Here is a 23959-nt window from a genome sequence, read left to right as displayed (position 1 = left end):
CCTTGGGATAAGTGATATTATTAATAAAGTATAAAAATTTTATGATAAATCTGGAGCTAGACTTATCATTTTTAAATCTAATCCTTAATAACACATAAAAAAAGAAGATAGATACAATTAAACTTGCTCAATTATATCTATCTTCTAAGTTTTGTTTATTATCAAATCAGTATAATAATATCAATTTTATTCGATATTACTTAGCAACTATATTAAAGATCTTTCCCTTAACGTAGATTTCCTTAATAATATTCTTTCCTTCAAGTGCCTTAGCAACTCCAGCAACTTCCTTACCTCTTGCCTTTACTGATGCTTCATCTTCATCAACCGCAATTTCAAGAGTACCACGGACTTTACCGTTTACCTGAACACCGATTTCTACTGTGTCATCCTTACACTTGTCTTCATCGTATGTTGGCCACTGCTCATAAGCGATTGTGTTGTCATGACCTAAGAGCTGCCATAATTCTTCACCGATATGTGGACAAATACATGAAAGCATCTTAATGAATCCTTCTGCATAAACCCTTGGACACTTTTCCTTAACAGCTGCATTCATGAAGATCATCATCTGTGAAATAGCTGTATTAAAGCCAAGTGTTTCAAAATCAGATGTAACCTTCTTAACTGTCTTATGGTAAACCTTTTCAAGGGCTCCACCTTCGCCATCAATTAAGTTTTCTTCTACTGAGAAGTAGTTCCAAACCTTATTTAAGAATCTTCTTGCACCTTCAACACCATCATTAGACCATGGCTTTGAAGCTTCAAGAGGTCCCATAAACATTTCATATAATCTAAGTGTATCAGCACCGTAATCTCTTACGATATCTGAAGGATTAACTACGAATTCTGGGAATCTCTTACCCATCTTAATACCATTAGAACCAAGAATCATACCCTGGTGAACTAACTTCTTAAATGGTTCCTTAACTGGAGAAATACCCTGATCGTAAAGGAATCTATTCCAGATTCTTGAATACATTAAGTGACCAACTGCATGCTCTGGTCCACCGATGTAGAGATCTACTGGTAACCAGTGCTTAAGAAGTTCTGGATCACATAATTCCTTGTCATTCTTAGGATCAATATATCTCATGTAGTACCATGATGAACCTGCTGAACCTGGCATTGTAGAAGTTTCTCTCTTACCCTTAATGCCATTGTGGTCATACATTTTCCATTCTGTAGCATTCTCAAGAGGAGCCTGTCCATTCTTACCCTTGTAATCTTCAAGTTCAGGAAGGATAAGTGGTAATTCATCATCATCTAACACATGAATCTGTCCATCTTCTAAGTAAACTACAGGAACTGGTTCGCCCCAGTATCTCTGTCTTGCGAAAATCCATTCTCTAAAGTGGTAGTTAGCTGTACGCTTAGCAACGCCCATCTTCTCAAGCTTAGATGTGATTGCTTCCTTAGCTTCTTCAACAGTTAAACCTGTGAATTCTTCTGAATTCATAAGCTTGCAGCCCTTACCTAAATAATCCTGCTTTTCAAATGCATGCTCAGATACATCTTCGCCTTCAATAACCTGAATCATAGGAATATTGTGAGCCATAGCATATTCAAAATCTCGCTGATCGTGACTTGGAACCGCCATAACAGCACCTGTACCATAGCTTGCAAGTACGAAATCACCGATATATAAAGGAACTTCCTTGCCATTAACTGGGTTAATACAAGTAACGCCCTCAAGTGGACAACCTGACTTAGTCTTGTTAAGTTCAGTTCTATCCATGTCGTTTTTCTTCAAAGTTTCGTTGATGTATGCCTGAACTTCTTCAGGGTTCTTAACTCTTGGAAGTAAGCTCTTAACAATGTCTCCATCTGGAGCAAGTACCATGAAAGTAATACCATAGATAGTTTCAATACATGTTGTAAAGATAGAGAACTCGCCACCACCAACGATCTGGAACTTAACTTCAACACCTTCAGACTTGCCGATCCAATGTCTTTGCATTTCCTTTGTTGATTCTGGCCAATCAATTTCATTTAAACCTTCAAGTAACTTATCTGCAAAAGCAACCTGGTCAATTACCCACTGCTTCATGTTCTTACGAACTACTGGATAACCGCCACGCTCTGACTTACCATCAATAACCTCATCATTAGAAAGAACTGTACCTAATTCCTCGCACCAGTTAACAGGCATATCGATATATTTTGCATAGCCTTCCTTATATAACTGCTTGAAAATCCACTGAGTCCACTTATAGAATGATGGATCACTAGTAGCAATTAACTTATCCCAGTCATAGTCAAAACCAAGTTCCTTTAACTGACCAGTGAAAGTCTGAATATTCTTCTGTGTAAAGCCATTAGGATGATTACCTGTCTGTACAGCGTACTGCTCAGCTGGAAGACCAAAGGAATCATAACCCATTGGATGAAGGACGTTAAAGCCCTGCATTCTCTTCATTCTTGAAATAATATCTGTTGCTGTATAGCCTTCTGGATGACCTGCATGAAGACCTACACCTGATGGATAAGGGAACATATCAAGTGCATAGAATTTAGGCTTTGAAAAATCCCAAACATCAGTTGCAAATGTCTTGTTCTCCTCCCAGTATTTCTGCCACTTTGGCTCAATCGACTTCGGATTGTAATTAGTTGTATTAGCCATAATCTTAGTCCTTTCATTTATGACAATTTTATTCTAGGGTTTGCACCCGTCACATTTACTATATTAGTGCAAATGCATGCACTCACACGAATTCTAGTATAAAATTTATTCCAACTATTGTCAACGCAAGTTCCTAGTCGTTTGTATCTGTTAGACTAATTGCGCCAACAAGCATAACTACTAAGAAAAGTGCAGCTACAATACCTGTGAAAATGTTATCATTTCGCTGCATTTTCTTGTAATCGTTTCTAGTTGCCTTCTTAACTTTCTTTGTGAATTTCTTCCATGATTTTTTAAAATTTGCCATAGCTAATCCCCCTCATATTTAATTTGTTTTTGAAAATGAGTTAAATCGACCCTAATCCTCCTCTATTACTTCAATCTCTAGATAAGAAAAGTCGATTTCTTCCACAAAATTATCTTGAATAAATTTTACCTTACTATGCTTTTTAAAATCTTCTATATTTGAATTCAACCAGATGGGTTCCCCAAGGTCGAACTCATAACAGGCATCTCTTAAACCGTTGAAAATCTTTCTTGTTCGATTTAAATTTGGATCCGGGTTTTCAATGACTGTATCTTTTACAAGGTGCCTGCTATCATCAAAAATTTTACACCAAAGTCTAAACATAATTTATCTCTCCCATGAAACTTTTTCTTCTAATACTGCGACACATTTTAATAAGCCTTCCTTATCTGCCTCAGAGAAACGATTCTTATAAGGGCTGTCGATATCTAGAAGTCCGATGATTTCACCATTCTTGTGAATTGGAACAACGATTTCTGAATTAGAGGCACTATCGCAGGCAATATGTCCAGGAAATTCATTAACATCTTTAACTAACATTACCTTATCCTCTTTAACCGCAGTGCCGCAAACTCCGTTACCTACAGCAATCTTAACGCAGGCGTTCTTTCCATTGAAAGGTCCCAAAATCAAATCGTAAGGAGAACGTTCCTTATTAGAATGATTGTGAGCGCTTAAATTCTGCTCTTTTACTTCCTTTTTATCAAGGCCTAAAAACTTCTCTGTTAAATAAAAACCTGCCCAGTTTAAGTCCTCTAAATTCTCCATAACTAGTGCGCTAGCATTGGCAAGCACTGGAATGAAGTGGTCTTCTATCTCAATAAAGCCCTCAAACTGAGCCTTTAAAATGTCGTAATCTGTCTCATTTTTCTTAATATAGTCCATTTTTTTCCCTTCCATTGTGGTTAATTTTATATAAAAGTGTAGCAATACATTTGCAAAAAATCAATTAAATTAATAGAATACTTCTTTTTGGCGTGATATAATGGTTTTAATGGGGTGAAGCGATGAATCGCGGCGCCAAAACACGCATGTTACTGCATGCTAGCAGAAAGGGAGGATAGTTTAATATGTCGCAAAGAACAGATATCAAAAAGATTCTCATAATAGGCTCTGGTCCTATTATCATTGGACAGGCTTGCGAGTTCGATTACTCGGGAACTCAGGCTTGTAAGGCACTTCGCCAGCTAGGCTATGAAATAGTCCTAGTAAATTCCAATCCAGCAACCATCATGACTGATCCTGAAATGGCAGATGTAACCTACATCGAGCCGCTTAACACAAAGCGTCTTGAGCAAATCATTGCCAAGGAAAGACCGGATGCGCTTTTGCCAAATCTTGGTGGACAGTCGGGTTTAAATTTGTGCGCCCAGTTAAATAAAGAGGGGATTTTAGATAAGTACAAGGTTCAGGTTATCGGCGTTCAGGTGGATGCCATTGAGCGTGGCGAGGATCGTATCGAGTTTAAAAATACCATGAACAGTCTTGGCATCGAAATGGCGCGTTCAGAGGTTGCCTACTCCGTGGATGAGGCCCTTCGAATCGCCGAAAAGCTTAGCTATCCAGTGGTTTTACGTCCTGCCTACACAATGGGGGGTGCCGGCGGCGGTATCGTTTACAACAAGGAAGAGCTAAAGACAGTTTGCGAGCGTGGCTTGCAGGCTAGTTTAGTGGGCCAGGTTTTAGTTGAGGAATGCGTCCTTGGCTGGGAAGAGCTTGAACTTGAAGTTGTCCGCGATAAAGAGGGCAACATGATTACTGTTTGTTTTATTGAAAATGTTGATCCTATGGGAGTTCACACTGGCGACTCCTTCTGTACTGCTCCGATGCTTACTATTTCTGAAGATGTGCAAAAAAGACTTCAGGAGCAGGCTTATAAAATTGTTGATTCAATTCAGGTAATTGGCGGAACTAACGTCCAATTTGCTCACGACCCTGTGTCTGATAGAATCATTGTAATCGAGATTAATCCTAGAACTTCTCGTTCTTCTGCCCTTGCTTCAAAGGCAACTGGTTTCCCTATTGCCTTGGTTTCAGCAAAGCTAGCAGCGGGCCTTACTCTTTCAGAGATTCCTTGTGGAAAATATGGCACTCTTGATAAGTACAAGCCTGACGGGGATTATGTGGTAGTTAAATTTGCAAGATGGGCCTTTGAAAAATTCAAGGGTGTTGAAGACCAGTTAGGTTCTCAGATGCGCGCCGTAGGCGAGGTTATGAGTATTGGTAAGAACTACAAGGAGGCCTTCCAGAAGGCTATTCGTTCTCTTGAAAAAAATAGATATGGTTTAGGCCATGTTAAAGATTTTGATACACTTTCAAAAGAGAAGCTCTTGATGAAGTTAAATACACCAAATTCAGAGAGACATTTTATGATGTATGAAGCTCTTAGAAAGGGCGCTACCGTAGAAGAAATTCACGAAATTACAAAGGTGAAGAAATATTTTATTGAGCAGATGAAGGAACTTGTGGAGGAGGAAGAATACTTAGTTTCTACTTATCTTGGCAAGGTTCCAGCAAAGGAGGACTTAAAGAAGGCTAAGCTTGATGGTTTCTCTGATAAGTATTTAAGCCAGATTTTACAGGTTTCTGAGTCAAACATTAGACATGCTAGAGAGGATGCCGGCATTTTAGAGGCTTGGGATAGCGTCCATGTTTCTGGAACTAAGGATAGCTCTTACTTCTACTCAACTTATAACGGCGAGGACAAAAATCCAATCAGCTCTGAAAAGCCAAAGGTTATGATTCTTGGCGGTGGTCCAAACAGAATCGGCCAGGGTATTGAGTTTGACTACTGTTGTGTTCATGCCGCACAGTCTCTAAAGAAGCTAGGATTTGAGACTATCATTGTTAACTGTAACCCTGAGACGGTTTCCACTGATTATGATACTTCGGACAAGCTTTATTTTGAGCCACTAACCCTTGAGGATGTGCTTAGCATTTACAAAAAGGAGAAGCCGGTGGGCATTATTGCTCAGTTTGGTGGTCAAACTCCTCTTAATCTTGCCAATAAGCTTAAGAAAAATGGAGTTAAGATTCTTGGTACAAGCCCTGAGGTTATTGACCTTGCAGAGGATAGAGACCAGTTTAGGGCAATGATGGATAAGCTTGGAATTCCAATGCCTGAGTCTGGAATGGCTGTGGACACTAAGGATGCTATTGATATTGCAAATAAAATCGGCTATCCAGTTATGGTTCGTCCTTCTTATGTTCTTGGCGGACGTGGCATGGAAGTGGTTTATGATGACGAGCAGATGACAGAGTACATGGGGGCTGCAATAGGTGTAACACCTGACAGACCTATCCTTATAGATAGATTTTTACAACACGCCCTTGAATGTGAGGCTGATGCTATTAGTGACGGGCTCCACGCCTACGTTCCGGCAGTTATGGAACATATCGAGCTTGCAGGCATCCATTCTGGCGATTCCGCTTGTATCATTCCTTCAAAGCACATCCCTAGAGATGTTCTTCGCACAATCAAGGAATATACAAGAAAGATTGCTGAGGAAATGCATGTTGTGGGCCTTATGAATATGCAGTATGCCATTGAAAAGGGTAAGGTTTACGTTCTTGAGGCAAATCCAAGAGCATCGCGTACTGTGCCTTTGGTTTCTAAGGTTTGTAACATTCGTATGGTGCCACTTGCCACTGACATCATCACTTCAGAAATTACTGGCAGACCTTCTCCTGTGCCAAATCTTAAGGATCAGAACATTCCTTACTTTGGTGTAAAGGAAGCCGTCTTCCCATTTAACATGTTCCCTGAAGTAGATCCACTTCTTGGACCTGAAATGCGCTCTACTGGTGAGGTTTTAGGTATTGCAAGGGATGAGGGCGAGAGTTTCTATAAGGCTCAAGAAGCTGCAAAGCAGACTCTTCCTTTAACAGGTACTGTTTTAATTGCAGTTAACAAGGCGGACAAGCCTTACATTGCTGAGATTGCAAATCTCTTTAAAGAGAGCAACTTCAACATCGTGGCAACGGAAGGAACTTGCAAGATTATTAATGATGCGGGCATTCCAGCTAATCGTATTTATAAGATTTACGAGGGCCGCCCAAATATCATCGATGCAATAAATAACGGCGAAATCGACTTAATCGTCAACTCTCCGGTTGGCAAGGATTCCGCCTATGATGATTCTTACTTAAGAAAAGCAGCCGTTAAGGCTAAGATTCCATATATCACAACCGTTGCAGCTGCCAAGGCCGCAGCTACAGGAATCAAGACAATTAATGAAGCCCACAAGGCTAGAAAAGATAGCGAGGTTAACTCACTTCAGGATTGGCATAAGTTGATCAGTCCAGTGGTGGAGTCTATTTAGCGATAAACTAGTGTGCGGAAGGAAAAGATGGCGAAGCGCGTAGCGCTTTGGCCATCTTTTTTAGTGGTGGGGGTGCTTCCCGGGTGTTGCTGCCTCCCGGGTTTTTGTTCGTAGTGGGGCTTGGTGTCGTCCCGTCTGGCTAGCATTTCCCGGGGATTTGTGCCCCCAACTTGCTTTTCTCGCACTTTCAGGCACAAATTCTATTAAATTCTTGGAAGCTACCCTCTATTCCTTGTGCTCTTTTTCTTCTATCTCGTCCCTAAAGGCACAAACAAGCTTTTTCCACTATTTCCTTGCGGAATTTTCTGTGCCTTTTTTCCCGCGTTAAGCTTCTGGGAAGCACAAACTCGCTTTTATAAGCATTACAGCTGTGGGAATTGCTGTGCCCTTTTTTAGTGTTTTTCGCTCCGGGAAGCACAAACTTGCTTTTTGTAAGCTAAATTTCTCTGTTAAGTCCCGGAAGTTGATGGCTGAAATGAGAGATATCACACACGAAAGGCACAAGTCCCCCATATTAAGTAAACACCCCCTCGCAGTTTCCTACACAACTGTGGCTGAAATGAGAGATATCACACACAAAAGGCACAATCCCCCAGCCAAAAGAAACAGCCTAACAAATATTTACTCACTTCTCATCAAATATCTTCCCCCCATCAGCACAACAAAGCCCCCACCAATGCTTCGCATTGGCGGGGGCTTCCCTATCCTATCTTAGAACCACTCATGTTCTACTAATTCATTTCCTACATAAATCAACTTAAGGTTGAAGAATTCTCTATCTTCTTCTAATGCCTTTAAGAAGAGCTTGTCGCCTTCCCATATTGGAAGGTCGTAGATGTCTTTTATCTTCACCCACTTTAACTTGCCTTCATCACAAGGGAAATTAGTGCCACAAGTTTCCTCATCTCCTGAGAAATCTTCTGATAAGAATACGTGTACGTATTCGCAGATTCCGTTTTGCTTCTTTTCGTAGTCTTCCCTGTTGTCAAAGGCAACGAAAGTCACAATGCCACGGAAGTCTGGCTTATTTACTGTGTAACCTGTTTCTTCCTTGACTTCTCTTATAATGCATTCACTTGGACTTTCATAAGCCTCGAAGTGACCACCAATTCCAAGCCACTTATCCTTGTTGATATCATGCTTTTTTGAAACTCTATGAAGCATGAGATAACTGTCGTTTTTTTTCAAATAAATGAGGGTTGTTAACTCTGCCATCTTCTATCTCCTTATCTCTAAAACCTTGCGGATTGTGACAATTTAGCATCTTTCCGCATGTAAATTAGTATTTTCCATACAATTAAAAACGGATAATCCACAAAGCCTTAGTTTTTAATAGCCATAATCCACAAAAGCAACTAGCTTTCCACTAGCCCACAATGTCTAAAATCTCCATTGGCTTTTCCACGATATATGTAGAACCGCAATCTTCTAATTCCTTGCGAGTTCCGTAGCCGTACTCTGCACCGATTGAATCTATGCCCACCTTGTTAGCGGCGTTAATGTCGAAAAGTCTGTCCCCAATCATGACACAAGTAGAGATATCGTCTACATTTTCCATGGCAAAAACTCGACGAATAAGCTCGTCCTTGCCGTGAGTCTTTGAGTTAGGATCTGAACCCACAACTCCAGCAAAATACTTGTCGATGCCGAAGTGGTCAACGATTGCCTTGGCCATGCGCTCAACCTTTGAAGTCACCACGTAAAGCTTCTTACCCTTAGCATGTAGCTTCTTTAAAACCTCTTCGATGCCCTCGTAGAGCGGAGCGTTGAAAAGAGTTGTAGATTCATAATATTCTCTGAAAATCTTCACGCCCTTGTTGGCCTTTTCATCATCGTAACCAAGAATTCCCACGAAAGAATCATAAAGAGGAGGGCCGATAAATTTGAGCATTGTTTCCTTGCTAGTCTCCTCCTCTCCCATCTTTTTTAGGGTATATTCAATGGCCTGTAAAATGCCAAATTCAGACTGTGTCAATGTTCCATCCAAATCAAAAAATACGTAATTATACATTGTAAAAATGTCCTTTTCTTTCAAAAATTTCCTATTAAGACAAAAATTTTTTCCGTCTTAAACATTGTTTAAGATTATACCATTACGTTGTTTATTAGACAACATTGTGCTATTATTAGAATGTTATTTAAACTATTTTTAGATAATATTTAAGGAGGGATTTTTATGGCATGTTTTTTAGTTCCAACAGCAGGAGCAGTTGCAGCAGGCGTCGCTTCTAAGGTTGCAAAAAAGAATGAAAAACAGGATAACAAAGAAAAAAGCAGTGAGCAGATTCAGGCTATTCCAGTATCAAGAAAGTTATCTTGGTTAGTGAAAATGTTACTCGGTGGGGCAGTTTTACTCGCATTTGAGCATGTTTGGCACGGAGAGGTTGTTCCTTTCTTCCCATTCTTAACAGCAATGGAGGATTCTGCATCAATGGCTGATATGTTCCATGAAATGGCAACTGTTGGTGTCACAATGACAGGTATTATCCTAGTTGTATGGATTGGAATGTTAGCTGTAGTTTCAGCAATGGAAAAGAAGCTATTAAAGGCAAAGGCTAACTAATTAGCTAACACTAATAACTAAAAATAAAAGGGGAATATTTATGACATTACTTATATCCACAATTGCAGCAATTATTGCTACAGTAATTTGGTACGTAAATCCAAAGGCTCGCCAGTTAAAATGTGGAATTCTTATTTGGTTATATTGGGGAGCTTCCCTTATGTGGCTTGGAGATGCTATTTTTGAATATGCAGAATTAAAAGCTGCTTACTTTACACCTAGCGCAGCTGATATGTTAAACGATACATTTCTTGGTTTATCAGTAGTTGTGCTTGCTCTTATTATATGGCTAGTTTATATGTTAATTACTGATCCACTAGGAACATTAAAGTCTGAACTTTTCTTAAAGCAGAATGAAAATGTATCTAAGAAGGACAGCTTTAAGAAGGCAAACTAAATTTTTCAACTATGCTAGATTGACAATAATAACAATAAAATGTCGCTTTTATTCAAACTAAAGTTTTGAATAAAAGCGACATTTTTATTTATATATACAAGCTATCGAGCTTGTCAGATTATGCAAATAACAGCTCCCAGCCATGCAAGCTAGGAGCTGTTTTGGAATATTCCTCTATGTCAGAAGAAGCGTTATATAATGATTAATTAACAAAGAGGTTATGCATTTTTATACAATAACGTTTCTTTCACGACCATCGAAGTATGCGACTATATTTTCATAAATCTCATCCATTAATCTTTCTCTTGCCTCATGAGTTGCCCATGCAATATGAGGTGTAATGATTAACTTGTCGCTATCCTTAATCTTAAGGAGTGGATTGTCCTTAGCAATTGGCTCTACGCTAATTACGTCAAGACCTGCAGCACTAATTCTTCCCTCTTCTAAAGCCTTAGCTAAATCTGCATCGTTAACAATAGGTCCACGACCTAAGTTAAGTAAAACCGCACTCTTCTTCATCTTAGAAAGATTTTCATAATTAAATAAGTTATTAGTGTATTCATTAAGTGGTGCATGAATTGAAATAATGTCCGATTCTTTCAATAATTCGTCGAGTTCCACCTGTCTATATGGACTGTCGTATTTGTGACCACTTGCTGAGTAAGTTAACACTTCGCAACCAAAATCTGCAGCGATTTTAGCTACCTTTGAGCCTATATTTCCAAGCCCTACAATACCCCATTTCTTACCTTTTAATTCATAAAAAATGTTATTAAAATATGAGAATACTGGCCAGTTAGCGTAACTTCCGTCCTTAACGAACTCGTCGTAATGTCTCATTTTTTCATAAAGATAAAAGAGTAGTGCAAATGTATGCTGTACCACTGAATCTGTAGAATAGCCTGCTACATTTGCCACTCTAATACCTTTTTCTTTAGCATATTCAATATCAATATTATTATAGCCTGTTGCAGCTTCTGCAATTACTTTCAAATTCGGAGCGGCATCTATGGCCTCCTTGTTCATGAGAATCTTGTTTACAATTACTACGTCAGGATTGTGTTTCTTTAGTCTTTCTAGAGCCTCACTAGGATTAGATTGCTCATATTTTGTCACATTTCCTAACTTATCAAACTTATCTAACGAAATATCATCACCATAAACGCTAGATTCCAACATTAAAATTTCCATAAATGCCTCCTTATTTTTTTAGTACTTGCTCACCTCCACTACTTTAAATGAAGCAGCTTCATAGCTTGCAATTTCATCACTTGATATATATTCGAAACAATCAAAGACCTGGCTCTGATTAGCTCCCAAATCATTAACGTAAACATAGTCATCACCAATTCTGCTGCCATTAGCATCAACGGCTTCTACATGAATTGAATAACTTGTTGTTTCGGCTTCAAGGTTAGTTACTGTTACTGGTAACTTTGTTGAAGTTATAAATTCGCTATTATCAACACTAAATGCGCCAAAAGAAACCTTAATAGATTTCTCTAATAACTGATCTGTGTTAGATCCGTCTATATCATCAAAAGCGGAATCTACTTCGCTAATTGCGTCATCTACTGCCTTAGATACACTTTCCTGCATGTAAAGTGTAATAGCACAAGCAGCAACACCAAGAACTAAGCCAACAAATGCACTTGCCTTACTAGCTCTCTTAATTAAACTTACCAATCCAAAAATTGCTGCCAACACGCCAAGAACAAACGCTGCGTTGTTGATAATTGGAATGAAGGATAATACAATTGCAACAATACCTAATACTAATGCTGCAGTTGCAAAACCACTGTGTCTTTTTTCCTTTTTTACTTCGTTTTTCATTTCCTCTGCCATAAAAATGACCTCCTCGTTATTTTTTACTTAACGAGAATATCAATTTTCCTATTGCAATGGGTACGCTGACAGCGGACTTTTAACCTAGATTAATAGTATTGACTCTAAACTACTCCATATAAATGCTACAACAGTAAATACTAGTAAAATAATTACAAAATACCAAATTATAGCTAATGTAAAATACAATACTCTATTATTAGTTTTCATTAAAGGTAGCCTATCTCTAATGCCGCGATAATTGCCGATCCAAAAAAATAAGAACCAAAAAGCCAAAGTAAGGTATGTCGTATATATCATTCCTTCAAGAAACTTATAATCTTTAGGAACGCTTGGAAAATAGCAACTACACGAAAACAAAAAACTAGCAATATAATAAATCACCGCAATAATTGCCTTCTTTTTGTTGCCAGATCTAAATCCTGGTAGCTTCAAACTTTTAGTGTTAAAACGACTATTCATTTTGCGTAGCATTTTGCTATCATAGAGCAACTTCAAATTATAAGGCATATGATTCTTATAGCAAAACATAATCGCCTTCATAAATTCATCGATATCTTTAAATCTCTCTTCCGGCTCTAGTTTAGTTGCCTTTCGAATAATCTCCTTATATACCCCACTTGCAATCCTAATCTTAGGATAGTCTCCTGTTAACATCTCATTGAAAACTATTCCTAAAGCATATATGTCAGTTCTTTCATCAGAGGAGTGAAAACCAAGTCCAATCTGTTCTGGCGCAAAGTATTCAGGCGTTCCAATAAATCTGGTATCTGTATTGGCTTCCCTATTAATCTCTTTACCAGAATCCACATCTACAATTTTAACTTCCCCAGTTCTAGTAATAATAATATTATCTGGTTTTATATCTCTATTTATGAAGTTCTTTTTATGCAAATGTTGCAAGCCCTTACAGATATCTATTATTATTTTAACACTTTCATCCTCGGAAAGATGTCCGTTTTTTTCAATTTTTTTGCTTAGAGTTTCCCCGCTTATGTACTCCTCTATAATGATTAATTTTTCGTTTAATTCCTTATCATCAGAAAAATTCTCATCATCTAATATACATTCACTAATGATAGGAAAGAAAACGTTTCTCGTTTCCTTGAGGTAGTCATATATTTTCTTATTATAGTTTTCTAGTTCTTTTTTTACATAAAATTGATTATCTACCAAACTTCTAACTAAACTAACATTATGACCTTCATCAACCTCATCAACAGTTTCATACATAGCCAACGCTACTTTCTCGTATTCTGTCATAATTCCTCTTTGTTATCTAATAATTAATCCCAAAATATCCCTTAGAGATACTTTTATTTATACCTAAAATATTATATCATAAATCTAGTGTCCATCAATATTTGATGGCACTTTATTTTGCTAAAGGATAATGTTTTATCATGATCATGGGGAGGGTATTATGGCAAACAATCAAAAGGATACAGTCGAGTTACTTAATTACTTAGAATCCGTCAATAATCCAAAAGATTTACAAGATTATCTAAGCTATGTTAAAGGACAAGAGCTAAGTTTTAGTCAATATTATAATGACATTTTAGCAAAAAAGAATATTAGCCTAAATGATGCGAGATTAAATTCAGGTCTAGCTAAAAGCTATGCTTACGATATAATAAATGGTAAAAAAACAAATCCCTCAAAAAACAAAATACTAGCTTTAATTGTTTCTGCTCATATGGATGTAAAGGAAGCTAATAAAGCTCTTAGACTAATTAACAAAGGAAGTTTAGATCCAAAAAATCCTCGAGATTTTTGCGTTATATCTCACCTTTTACATGACAATTATGATATTAATTCTATTAACCAAGAAATATATGATTTGACACAAGATGAAAGCTTACTTCTACTATAAACAAAAAATCAAGTCTCATGAACGAGACTTGATTTTTTCTATTTTAATTATTACTAAATATCTATTTATATGCTCTACTCTTGTTCAAATATACATACAATGACAATAAAAATGCTAAAACAATCATTCCTATAATAATTGCTATATGTAAATTTAACAATACATTAATTATAGAAATTACTATCATACATATTGCAATTGTAGTATATCCTTCAAAAAACGATTTATATAAAGGCTCTTTTTTACACCAAAAAAATTCAATTAACGCAATACCCACAAAACCTATTGTGTATATAATTAAATTCACAGGACTAGTTATCCTATTAAAGACTACAATTAATGTCAAAATAAGTACAACTATCAGAGCATATTTTTTATGAACTAAATCTTTTATCTCCATATTCTCGCCCTCCAATCCAATATATTTGTTTGATTGTTTCTTTAATTATACATTGCATCTTTTTGATATACCTGTCAATTAGCCCTTATTTCCTAATCTCCATGGCCATAAGTCCTATAGCTACAATCAAGAATGCACAACTTATCCATATAGCATGAATTCCTATGTCTTTTGAAAATGTTCCACCAATTCCTGCACCTATTGCAAAAATAAAGATTACGATAAAATAATATGCTGCTTTTTTTAGAGTTTCTCTTTTTCTTGTTCTTGTAAACGCTGATAATGCCGCCATTCCACTTCGTAAATTTCCTATACACATTGTTGTTGCATAAGCATTGCCACTTACTTTTCTAAAAGCCTGAACCTGCATTGCACAAGCTAGAGACACTAAAGAATTAGCTAAAATATTATATTTTAAAGGCATAAAGCCTACTGCAAAAAGTATTATGATTTCTATTAATAGTACAATTTGTCTCCAATGCACTTTTTTAGAGTATTTAAACTTAAAGCCAATTTGCTCTGCTATAAATACGCCAAGGGCAAAGGCCACTAATGGGACTAGGTACTTAAGTGCATATATATGCTCATTTTTCATAAAATGTGTACTCATAAGTACAATGTTTCCTGTCTGGGCGTTGGCAAATACATTTCCTCTTAAAATATATGTATAAGCATCTTGAAAACCCCCTGAAAACGCTAGAAAAAGCCCCACAATTAAAGCCTCTGACATCTGTTCTTGTTTTGTAAGTCTACTTGCTAATGATCTCATTTCATTTCCTCTTTTATATTCATCAAGACTCGCTCGCGAGTCTTGCGCGTCGGATTCGGGTCTGCTTAAGCAGACAAATTCCTGTCCGAATCCGTGCGCATCCTCGCGGAGCGTTTAACTCAGTCGGAGCTTGTACTCCGACTGAGTTAAAAAATCCGCCGCAAAATTGCGACGGATTAAATGTTAAATATTAGCTACTAATTCCTTTAATAACTTAACTGAATTAGCAATTGCCTGCTTTTCAAATGTTGGATAATCAACTGTTGCTGAATCATCTGCCTTATCTGAAATAGCTCTAAGAATAAGGAATGGAACCTTATTGATATATGAAACCTGTGCTATTGCAGCACCTTCCATCTCTGTACAGTAGCCATGAAATGTTGATTCAATTCTTTCCTTTACTTCTTTATCAGAAACGAACTGATCACCAGATACTACTCTACCAACATATCCTTTAATTTCAGGTAAAACCTTAGCAACTGCTTCACTTGCAAGCTTTACTAATCTTTCATCTGCCTTAAAAGAAAGTGTATCCATTCTTGGAATCTGTCCTAGTTCATAACCAAAACCTGTTGCATCTACATCATGATGTAGTACATCACTTGAAATAACGATATCAGCGATATCAATCTTTGCATTTAATGAGCCTGCAATTCCTGTATTAATTACGTAATCTGCTTTAAAATCATCTACTAAAATCTGAGTACAAGCTGCAGCATTACATTTACCAATTCCTGAACGTACAACACAAACTTCCTTTCCGTTTAATGTTCCAGCTCTGAAATTCATACCTGCTTTAGACTCTTCCTTTGTAATGTCCATTGCAGCTACAATCTGCTCAACTTCTTCATCCATTGCGCCAATAATTCCTATCATAGGGCAGCATGCCTCCTTTTGTTATTAATTTTCTAATCTCTTATATAATAATCGATTGTTTTCATTTCATTCTAATAATAGACTTTATTTATTATAACACATTTTCCTCTGTCAAAAAATGTTACTAAAAGCTATTATTTAGAATACTTCTTAATTAATTCAATAATAGTTGAAATGGAATCCGCCTGCTTGCTTTCTCCCATTGTCTTTATGAATTCTTCTCTATTCTCATATAATTTATTGATCTGTTCAAGTAATAGAGCACCCTGAATCTTATCATCTTTAATTAAATCGTCCTCATCTAATACTAATGAGTAACCATGTTCCTTAAAGGACTTAGCATTAAGAATCTGATCACCTCTACTTGCCTTAGCTGATAAAGGGATTAAAAGGTTAGGCTTCTTAAGGGCTAACAATTCGCAAATAGCATTAGCACCTGCTCTTGATACCACAATATCTGCCATAGCAAAGAGGTCTTTCATCTCCTCGCTAATGTATTCAAACTGTCTATAACCTGGTAATGTCTCATACTTGCTTTCTTTCTTACCCTTACCGCATAGATGACACACCTGATAGTTCTCAAGTAGTTCTGGTAAAATGTCGTAAATAGCCTCATTAACGTGCTTAGCGCCTGTACTTCCACCAACTACCAAAACGATTGGCTTCTCTTCATTAAAACCGCAAAGCTTACGACCAGCTTCCTTGCTACCCTTAAGTAATTCCTGTCTTATTGGTGAGCCTGTTAAATGTGCCTTTCCTTCTGGAAGGTACTTAACTGTCTCTGGGAAGTTACAGCAAATGGCTGTGGCCTTCTTCATTGCTATTCTATTGGCAAGACCTGGAGTCATGTCTGATTCGTGTATAATTACAGGAATATGTCTATGTCCTGCTGCAAGCACAACTGGTACAGATACAAAGCCGCCTTTAGAAAATACCACATCCGGCTTAATCTTTCTTAACTGTCTATTAGCTTGAACTATACCTTTAAGAACTCTAAAGATATCTGATATATTCTTAGCGCTTAAATATCTTCTTAATTTACCTGATGAAATTCCGTGATATTTAACATTTTCCGCTTCAATTAACTGTTTCTCAATTCCATTGTAAGAACCGATGTATTCAATCTCATAACCTGCCTCAACTAATGATGGCATTAAAGCAATATTAGGTGTAACGTGTCCTGCAGTTCCGCCGCCTGTAAGTACAATCTTCTTCACTTTTAAACTTCCTCCTTATACTGTAAAAGAGCAGTTGCCAACTGATCAGGGCAAGATGTTCCTTTTCCACCGCAATCGATACCTTTTAATCTCTTGATTGCTTCGTCTATATCCATTCCTTCGACTAATCGTGAAACACCCTGTGTATTACCGTCACAACCGCCTAGGAATTCCACATCACAAACTTTTCCATTTTTCACTTCAAAATGTATCTGTCTAGAACAGACTCCTTTAGTCCTATATACCATACTAAATCCTTCTTTCTTGCATAAATACACAATCTCACTAAGTATAGCATACTTGATTTTGAAATTAAACCAACAAAAGGTTGATTAACGAAAATAGCCGCCTGCATAAAGCAAGCGACTACTCCCGTTGTTGTCTATAGTTTTATATGAGATATAGCAATAAAAATTATTACTTTGTCTCCATTCTAGTAGGTCCTAAACCAATTTAGAACCCTGTTCTAAGTTATCTTAGAACTCTCTCTTCTTTGAAACAACTGCAAGTGTCATAGCTGATAACATTGCAATGATGATAAATACAGCTAAGCTGTTAGCATCTGCAGTATTCTTATCTGTTGTTGAAACTTCTGAAGCATCTGCTGCAACTACATCTGTATCTGCTGCGATTTCTCCTGAAACTACAGCTGTGTCAGCTGCAACTTCTGTTGTCTCTTTATTAATTTCTTCAGTAGCAATTTCGCCACTAACAACTAATGTTGCACTAGCATAACCGCCTTCTGAAAGAATTCTTACTTCATGATTACCTGATGATAATGATGCTACATAATCAGCATTTAATGTAATAATTGTTGAACCAGCCTTAGCTGTGTAGTTTGAAGGATCAATTACTACGCCGTCTACTGATACACCCTTAAAGAGTGAGAAGTCAGCTTCTGATCTAAGTACTACATCAACCTTGTCACCAACATTTACTGTCTGGTTAGCACCTTCAAGCATTTCAAAGATTGTATCTTCGTCTGCTGCCACTTCTTCTGAAGGATCTTCTGAAGGAGTTTCTGTTGAAGGTTCCTCTGTTGAAGGCTCCTCTGTTGAAGGCTCTTCTGTTGAAGGTTCTGTTGGTTCTTCTGTTGATGGCTCTTCTGTAGATGGTTCTGTTGGTTCTTCTGAAGCATTAGCTGGGTAAACTTCTACTCCATCAACTACTAACTTAATATTTGTAAATGTTACATCTGCCTGTCTTGCTACAAACATACCAACATATACGTAATCTGAATCTACCTTAGTTAAAGCGAAATCAAATCCGCCTGTAACTGCTGTTTCATTACCGAATGTACAAGCATATCCATCTGAGTTGCTCTGAATCTTAAGATCAAAGCTATCTCCAGCGTTAATAGCTGTGTAGTTTTCACAAGCACCACCGCTTGTAAGTACGCCTGACTTTCTAGCGAAGCAGTTCCACATGCTAGAACCCTTTGTAATCTTTAAAGGACCAGCTGCAACATAATCACCTAATGCATCAGAAAGTGATGTATCAAGATACATGTCATCTCTTGCCATTAAACCAAAGGATACCTGATCATTTTGCTTAATAGAATTAACTGTAGCAGTTGCTGTTAATGTAAATGTAGATCCTACTGGAATCTTATAGTAGTACATTGCAAGTCCATCAACTGTTGAAGCAATCTTACCATTACCATTTAAGGCAGCAATTCTTACTCCACCGTTAACTTCTTCTAATGCGAAGTTATCTGTTGAAATCTTATCTGTTCCACCTACATTACCAAATACTGAACCGCTCCAAATGCCTACATTTTTCCAAATGCTTGAGCTTGTTCCTTCAGCAATTGGTGTGTAGTCAGCTTCTGTGTATTCTGGGTTTACTACTAAAGTATCTGCCTTAGTTGGAGCCTGTGCAAAAACAATATACTTAGCTAAGCTATTATCTGTTTCCTTAACAGCCTGTGTTAAAAGGTAAGCCCAATATGTTGCACCGTAGATATTAGCATGTGTATTATCTACTGATGACTCACTTGATGAATTCCAAGCATGTAAGTAAAGTGTTTCACTAGCACCAAGTTCGTCATATAAGTTCTTAGTAAGTGTTGTCATATCAACAACAGTAATTCCTAAATCCTTACCTAAATCTCTAATTGCCTGTGCGTAATTGCCACCCTCATATTCACCTGATGTAGATGTAATATGAAGATTTGAATTTGACCAGTCTCCTGTAGCTGTTCTTCTTACTACTGGTGTACAAAGAATTACAGTTACGCCCTTTTCCTGTGCAATCTTAATGTAGTTTTCGTAAAGTGAATTTGCGAAACTACCTTCTGTTTTATAATCTCCGTTTGGATTTGTATATCTATCTGCTTCTGCCTTCTCGTCGTTATGACCAAAGCCAATTACAAGGTAATCGCCTTCCTGCATACCATTTATTAATGTCTGGTATTCCTTATCATTTACATAACTCTTTGAAGATCTACCTGATAAAGCTAAGTTCTGAACTGTTATATTAGATGTTAAGTACTTATATAACTGTGTTCCATAGCCATATCTTGGATAATAATATGCATCATTAAATGAAGATACTGTTGAGTCACCAACTACCCATAAAGTATGTGGTGTTGTATCAGCTTCTTCAGCAGGTGTTTCAGGCTCTGCTGGAGTCTCTGGCTCTGTTGGAGTCTCCGGTGTTTCTGGTGTCTCTGGTGTTGTATTATCAATTTCTTCTGCCTTAGCAGCAATATTATCAAGCATTAACTGAGTAAGTGATGTAAAGTAGCTTGAAGTTGTTGTTACAACGCCCTTACCATTTACAGAGAATTCAAATGTACCATCAGCCTTTTCACCTAAAACCTGAGTTGGTTCCTTAACATATGTTGAAATGTTAAGGTTATCATTCTGAATTTCTTCTGCAATTAAAGCTGCTGAAAGGAATCCACCAAGCTTGCTTGAATGTGTTTTATCACCAGCACAGAACAACTGAGTTGCTAGTGGTGATGAACCATTGCTTGCTGAGCTATCTGCTGCATAAGTCTCTTCGTAAAGAGTCTTTGTTAATTCAAATGCATCAATTACTAATACGCCCTGCTCTTCACCTAACTGCTTAACAGCCTCTACATAGGCATTATTAGTTGTAACCTGTGTATTAGTTGTTTCATCAGTTGAATCGTGATGAGGCTTAATCTTTCCTTCTTCTGTGAAGTATAATCTTGATACTGGAGTTACTAATACTGGTGTAGCACCTGCATTTCTAGCAGCTTCAATATACTGTAATAAGTACCACTTATATGTTCCGCCACAGTCATATGAATAATATGTATCACCATATCTATCTACAAGAGATGAAGGTGTTGAAACTTCTGTAGCTGCTGTTGTTGGATAGATACCATTTTCATCAGGTTCTCCAAGTGGAACATATCTATCCTGAATATAACCTGATCCATTAGCGCAGTCATTATGTCCAAACTGAATGAATAAATAGTCACCTTCTGAAATTGTAGCAGCAATCTTATCTAGAGAACCTTCATTAATGAAGTTTCTAGAACTTCTACCACCATTTGCATAGTTAACTACATTTACATAATCTGAATCAAAATAACTCTGAAGGTATTCACCCCATGAGCCCTCATTCTGAGCTACGCCATTGTTATACATACCATTTGCTGAGTAATCCTTAACTGTTGAATCCCCTGCAAGGTAAATATTAATACCGTCACCAATTGTTGGATCTGTTACTGCTCCTGTTGGATCTTCATAACCATCTCTTACAAAAGCTTCTACTGTATAACTCATAGCTTCGCCCACATTACCTGAAATTGTCTGTGGTTCAACTACAAGCTTAACATGCTTTCCAACAGCATCCTTTGAAATCTGATATGTTACATCTGATGTTGCTGTTGCTGTCTTTACTAATTCTTCGCTTCCATCATCTGATACAAGGTACCATCTAATTACTGAAGCATCTGCAGCCATGTTATCACCTAAGTCATAAGCTGCTGTTAATGTATGTCCTGGGTAAGGTGCATTAATATCACCATTATCAACTACATATGGTACTGTAACAAAGCTTACTGTAGCAGTTTCTGTTACATAGCTTGCTGGAATCCAATCACCAAAGTAATCTGATACAGAAATTGTCTTAGCTGTCGCTTCATCAATTACCCCTGTTACACGCTTAGATAAATCAACTGCACTACCATCTGTATAAACTGTGTTGTATTCTTTGTAGTTTGCAGCTTCTGGCTGATGACCACTCATCTGTGTCCAGCCTTCATCAAGGATTAAATCACCCTCTACCTTTGTATTAAGGAATGTAACGTTAGCGTTCTCACCCCAAGGTCTACCAAGGTAACCTTTTGTAACTGTTAAATCATCATTAGCTGAGATTGTACAGTTTCTAAATAAATAACCTGCTGTAGAATTAGGCTTCATAGCTGTAATATAACCACCAACTGAACCTGTGCTATATCCATAGAAGCAAAGGTCACATGCATCAAATACGCAATTACCATCACCAAAGATATAATCTGTGTTACCTTCAATGTGGCAGTTTAGGAAGTAAAGATTAGCATTTGTATTACCTGTGTAAAGTGTATCCTGACTTCCAAGGAAAGAACAATCAACTAATTCTACGTTTGTTGCTTCTACTGCAAATGCTGTTGCTCTCTCTGTTGCTGTCTTTGAAGTTACGTCAGCACCATATTTTCTTTCAAATCTAATGCTTTCAAGGCCGCTAACTTCTACGCCATCTTCTAATTCTTCATCTGTGATATATCTGTTAAATGATGCTTCAAATGTAATTCCTGATGCTCTAAATCCTGTTGCCTTACCATTTACATATACTGAAGCGCCCCATTTTGCTGCTGTGTTCTTATCATACTTATCGTATGCATCTTCTTCGTTATAGAAACCAGTTGAATCTACACTGTAGTACTTGTAACCAATTCCGTAATACCATGTAAGTAATACTTCTTCGTTAGAATCATTTACAAAAGAAATGTAAGGTGTTGAAACAACTACCTGCTCTCTGTATGTACCAGGAGCGATATGAATTGTTACTCTTTCTTCTTCTGAACTTGGGTTCATTAAAGAAGCTGCTTCAACTGCCTCATTTACTGTGTTGTAATTTAAGCTGCCCTTATCTTCGTAACCAACATAAATATCAGATACTAAGCTAATTGCATCCTTTGCCTGTGTTGATACAAACATAATATCCTTAGATACATCTGCACCATTAACAACTACGTGAGTTGTTGTTCTATAACCATCAATTTCTACTTCGAGGCTGTATGAACCATCACGAAGTGAAACGCTATATCCGTTATTAGAAATCTTACCAACATATTCGTAAGAATCATCTACATTAATAAACTTAATGCTTGTTGGAACTGTTGAACCATTGCCTGTGAAGTTACCTGTTACATTGTAAAGAGCCTTCTTACCAACAACGATATCTTCATTAACTGCTTCACTAGATTCAACTTGTCCACCTGAAAGAATTTCGTAATCATTTACTCCATAAAGAGTTGCACTATACTTAACATCTGGTTCAAGTGTTGCTGAGAAGCTACCATCATCTGCAATGTCTAATGTAACATCATCTGCAAGTGAATCTTCATCTGCTTCCATTACTACTGCAAACTTTGATAAATCATAGTTTGAATCAAATCCTGTGATTTTACCTGTATACTGGAATACACTCTTTGGCTCAATCTTGATTACTACATTAGATTTACCTGTTAGGGCCTCATCCATTGTTGTTGTAACAAGCTTTGAATCATTAGTTGGGCCAAATCCCTGTGCCCCACTAAGGCTTGCTGTATATTCTTCGTCTGCTGCAAGGCAAACGCTAAATGTTCCGTCTGAATTTACTGTAGCAACAGTTGTAGCACCTGTGCTTGTACATGTAAAGTTTAAACTGTAATCACTGATATCTGCGCCCTGTAAGTCAAGCTGTCCAGTAACCGCAACTCCTGGAACTCTAACTACTCTGTTATAAATAGGCTTTCCTGCAGAACCATCTGTATAAATCTTATAATTGCCGTCATACTGAGCGATAAATTCATACTTTGCTCCCTTATTAGTAAAGGATGCTGTATCATTCTGACTAGCATCTTCTCCCTCGTAAGTAAAGTATAATGTAGAGCTAGCACCGTTACTTGCTGCCATATAGACTATAATCTTTTCTCCTGCCTCTACATTTTTTATCTCTATATAACGTCTAGCCTCTCCACCGGTACCATTTGCATAGTACATACCATTAGCAGTATAGCCATCACTATAGCTTGTTGTTGCTAATGCACTACTACCAGCATTCTTGCTACCTGAATAGTAAACTCTATCATTTCCATTATAGTAAAGAGTTAAATCTCCCCAACTATAACTTGTTGTTGATGCGAACTTACCATTTGAGCCTAAATCACCGTAATTGTCCCAGAAATCTGTACTAATATAATTAGTATAGTTTGAACCAGACTCTTCAACACCACCGAAATCCCAAACTTCGATTTTAGAAGAGCTTGTCTGTGAAGTTGTTTCTGCATTGGCAAATGAAACGCTACCAAAAACTGTAGTCACTGCCATTAAAGCTGCACAAACACTACTACCGATACGACGAATCAAACTTTTCTTTGATCTGTGTTTCATATTTAGTTGTCCTCCCTTAAAAACGTAAGAGGAAAATTCTAAGATTAGTGCAAAAAAAATCTATCACAGATAAATTACATCCATAATAGATTTCTATGCCTATTAGACATATAATCCTCCCCAATAATAAATTGCTAACACCCCTGTTAGAAT

19 protein-coding genes are annotated in these 23959 nt (G+C 37.3%); 4 read left to right on the top strand and 15 right to left on the bottom strand.

Annotation, left to right across the window (positions count from 1 at the left end; all coding sequences use genetic code 11):
• Positions 1 to 196: 196 nt before the first annotated feature.
• The 4 genes from leuS to BLQ66_RS00150 form a co-directional block, all read right to left on the bottom strand.
• Positions 197 to 2623: a leucine--tRNA ligase gene (gene leuS, locus BLQ66_RS00160; RefSeq protein ID WP_074520372.1), complete on the bottom strand. Its 2427-nt coding sequence runs from the start codon at positions 2621 to 2623 to the stop codon at positions 197 to 199.
• Between the two features lie 133 nt (positions 2624 to 2756).
• Positions 2757 to 2930: a hypothetical protein gene (locus BLQ66_RS11925; protein ID WP_180364667.1), complete on the bottom strand. Its 174-nt coding sequence runs from the start codon at positions 2928 to 2930 to the stop codon at positions 2757 to 2759.
• A gap of 51 nt (positions 2931 to 2981) precedes the next feature.
• On the bottom strand, positions 2982 to 3254 hold the full coding sequence (locus tag BLQ66_RS00155; protein ID WP_074520371.1) for a hypothetical protein: 273 nt from the start codon (positions 3252 to 3254) through the stop codon (positions 2982 to 2984).
• 3 nt (positions 3255 to 3257) lie between these two features.
• Positions 3258 to 3815 carry a GAF domain-containing protein gene (locus BLQ66_RS00150; RefSeq protein WP_074520370.1) on the bottom strand — a complete coding sequence of 186 codons (558 nt, stop codon included), beginning with the start codon at positions 3813 to 3815 and terminating at the stop codon, positions 3258 to 3260.
• Between the two features lie 185 nt (positions 3816 to 4000).
• On the opposite strand from BLQ66_RS00150, the gene carB reads away from it, so the two are divergent.
• On the top strand, positions 4001 to 7252 hold the full coding sequence (gene carB / locus BLQ66_RS00145; RefSeq protein ID WP_074520369.1) for a carbamoyl-phosphate synthase large subunit: 3252 nt from the start codon (positions 4001 to 4003) through the stop codon (positions 7250 to 7252).
• Positions 7253 to 7963: 711 nt separating this feature from the next.
• Here carB and BLQ66_RS00140 read toward each other — a convergent pair.
• Both BLQ66_RS00140 and BLQ66_RS00135 read right to left on the bottom strand, forming a co-directional pair.
• Positions 7964 to 8467, bottom strand: coding sequence for an NUDIX hydrolase (locus BLQ66_RS00140; RefSeq protein WP_074520368.1), 504 nt, complete (start codon positions 8465 to 8467; stop codon positions 7964 to 7966).
• 151 nt (positions 8468 to 8618) lie between these two features.
• Complete coding sequence (locus BLQ66_RS00135; protein WP_074520367.1) at positions 8619 to 9263, bottom strand: HAD-IA family hydrolase; 645 nt, start codon at positions 9261 to 9263, stop codon at positions 8619 to 8621.
• Positions 9264 to 9428: 165 nt separating this feature from the next.
• On the opposite strand from BLQ66_RS00135, the gene BLQ66_RS00130 reads away from it, so the two are divergent.
• Together BLQ66_RS00130 and BLQ66_RS00125 are read left to right on the top strand one after the other, a co-directional pair.
• Positions 9429 to 9815: a hypothetical protein gene (locus BLQ66_RS00130; RefSeq protein ID WP_074520366.1), complete on the top strand. Its 387-nt coding sequence runs from the start codon at positions 9429 to 9431 to the stop codon at positions 9813 to 9815.
• A 40-nt stretch (positions 9816 to 9855) separates the two neighbouring features.
• The gene (locus BLQ66_RS00125; RefSeq protein WP_074520365.1) at positions 9856 to 10212 is read left to right on the top strand and encodes a hypothetical protein; all 357 of its coding nucleotides are present in this window, start codon (positions 9856 to 9858) and stop codon (positions 10210 to 10212) included.
• Positions 10213 to 10440: 228 nt separating this feature from the next.
• Here BLQ66_RS00125 and BLQ66_RS00120 read toward each other — a convergent pair whose 3' ends face one another.
• The 3 genes from BLQ66_RS00120 to BLQ66_RS00110 all read right to left on the bottom strand — a co-directional run bounded on the left by BLQ66_RS00120 (position 10441) and on the right by BLQ66_RS00110 (position 13320).
• Positions 10441 to 11403 carry a D-2-hydroxyacid dehydrogenase gene (locus tag BLQ66_RS00120; protein WP_074520364.1) on the bottom strand — a complete coding sequence of 321 codons (963 nt, stop codon included), beginning with the start codon at positions 11401 to 11403 and terminating at the stop codon, positions 10441 to 10443.
• An 18-nt stretch (positions 11404 to 11421) separates the two neighbouring features.
• Positions 11422 to 12057, bottom strand: a complete 636-nt coding sequence (locus BLQ66_RS00115; protein ID WP_074520363.1) for an FxLYD domain-containing protein — start codon at positions 12055 to 12057, stop codon at positions 11422 to 11424.
• A gap of 84 nt (positions 12058 to 12141) precedes the next feature.
• Positions 12142 to 13320, bottom strand: a complete 1179-nt coding sequence (locus BLQ66_RS00110; protein ID WP_074520362.1) for a serine/threonine-protein kinase — start codon at positions 13318 to 13320, stop codon at positions 12142 to 12144.
• Between the two features lie 160 nt (positions 13321 to 13480).
• Between BLQ66_RS00110 and BLQ66_RS00105 the strand changes: the two genes are divergently transcribed.
• Positions 13481 to 13930 carry a hypothetical protein gene (locus BLQ66_RS00105; RefSeq protein WP_074520361.1) on the top strand — a complete coding sequence of 150 codons (450 nt, stop codon included), beginning with the start codon at positions 13481 to 13483 and terminating at the stop codon, positions 13928 to 13930.
• Positions 13931 to 13991: 61 nt separating this feature from the next.
• Here the strand turns inward: BLQ66_RS00105 and BLQ66_RS00100 are convergent, their stop codons facing one another.
• The 6 genes from BLQ66_RS00100 to BLQ66_RS00075 all read right to left on the bottom strand — a co-directional run bounded on the left by BLQ66_RS00100 (position 13992) and on the right by BLQ66_RS00075 (position 23806).
• Positions 13992 to 14330: a hypothetical protein gene (locus tag BLQ66_RS00100; RefSeq protein WP_074520360.1), complete on the bottom strand. Its 339-nt coding sequence runs from the start codon at positions 14328 to 14330 to the stop codon at positions 13992 to 13994.
• 85 nt (positions 14331 to 14415) lie between these two features.
• Entirely contained in the window at positions 14416 to 15099 is a 684-nt protein-coding gene (locus BLQ66_RS00095) for a YoaK family protein (RefSeq protein WP_074520359.1), read from the bottom strand.
• Between the two features lie 183 nt (positions 15100 to 15282).
• Positions 15283 to 15975 (bottom strand): 5'-methylthioadenosine/adenosylhomocysteine nucleosidase, encoded by a 693-nt coding sequence (locus BLQ66_RS00090; protein WP_074520358.1) that lies wholly within the window; start codon positions 15973 to 15975, stop codon positions 15283 to 15285.
• 134 nt (positions 15976 to 16109) lie between these two features.
• Positions 16110 to 17192: an undecaprenyldiphospho-muramoylpentapeptide beta-N-acetylglucosaminyltransferase gene (locus BLQ66_RS00085; protein ID WP_074520357.1), complete on the bottom strand. Its 1083-nt coding sequence runs from the start codon at positions 17190 to 17192 to the stop codon at positions 16110 to 16112.
• A gap of 2 nt (positions 17193 to 17194) precedes the next feature.
• Positions 17195 to 17440, bottom strand: a complete 246-nt coding sequence (locus BLQ66_RS00080; protein WP_074520356.1) for a TIGR03905 family TSCPD domain-containing protein — start codon at positions 17438 to 17440, stop codon at positions 17195 to 17197.
• 228 nt (positions 17441 to 17668) lie between these two features.
• The gene (locus BLQ66_RS00075; RefSeq protein WP_074520355.1) at positions 17669 to 23806 is read right to left on the bottom strand and encodes a pectinesterase family protein; all 6138 of its coding nucleotides are present in this window, start codon (positions 23804 to 23806) and stop codon (positions 17669 to 17671) included.
• Positions 23807 to 23959 lie beyond the last annotated feature (153 nt).

This window comes from Lachnospira pectinoschiza, assembly GCF_900103815.1.
GTDB lineage: Bacteria > Bacillota > Clostridia > Lachnospirales > Lachnospiraceae > Lachnospira > Lachnospira pectinoschiza_B.
This window is presented reverse-complemented; position numbering and strand designations above follow the sequence as displayed.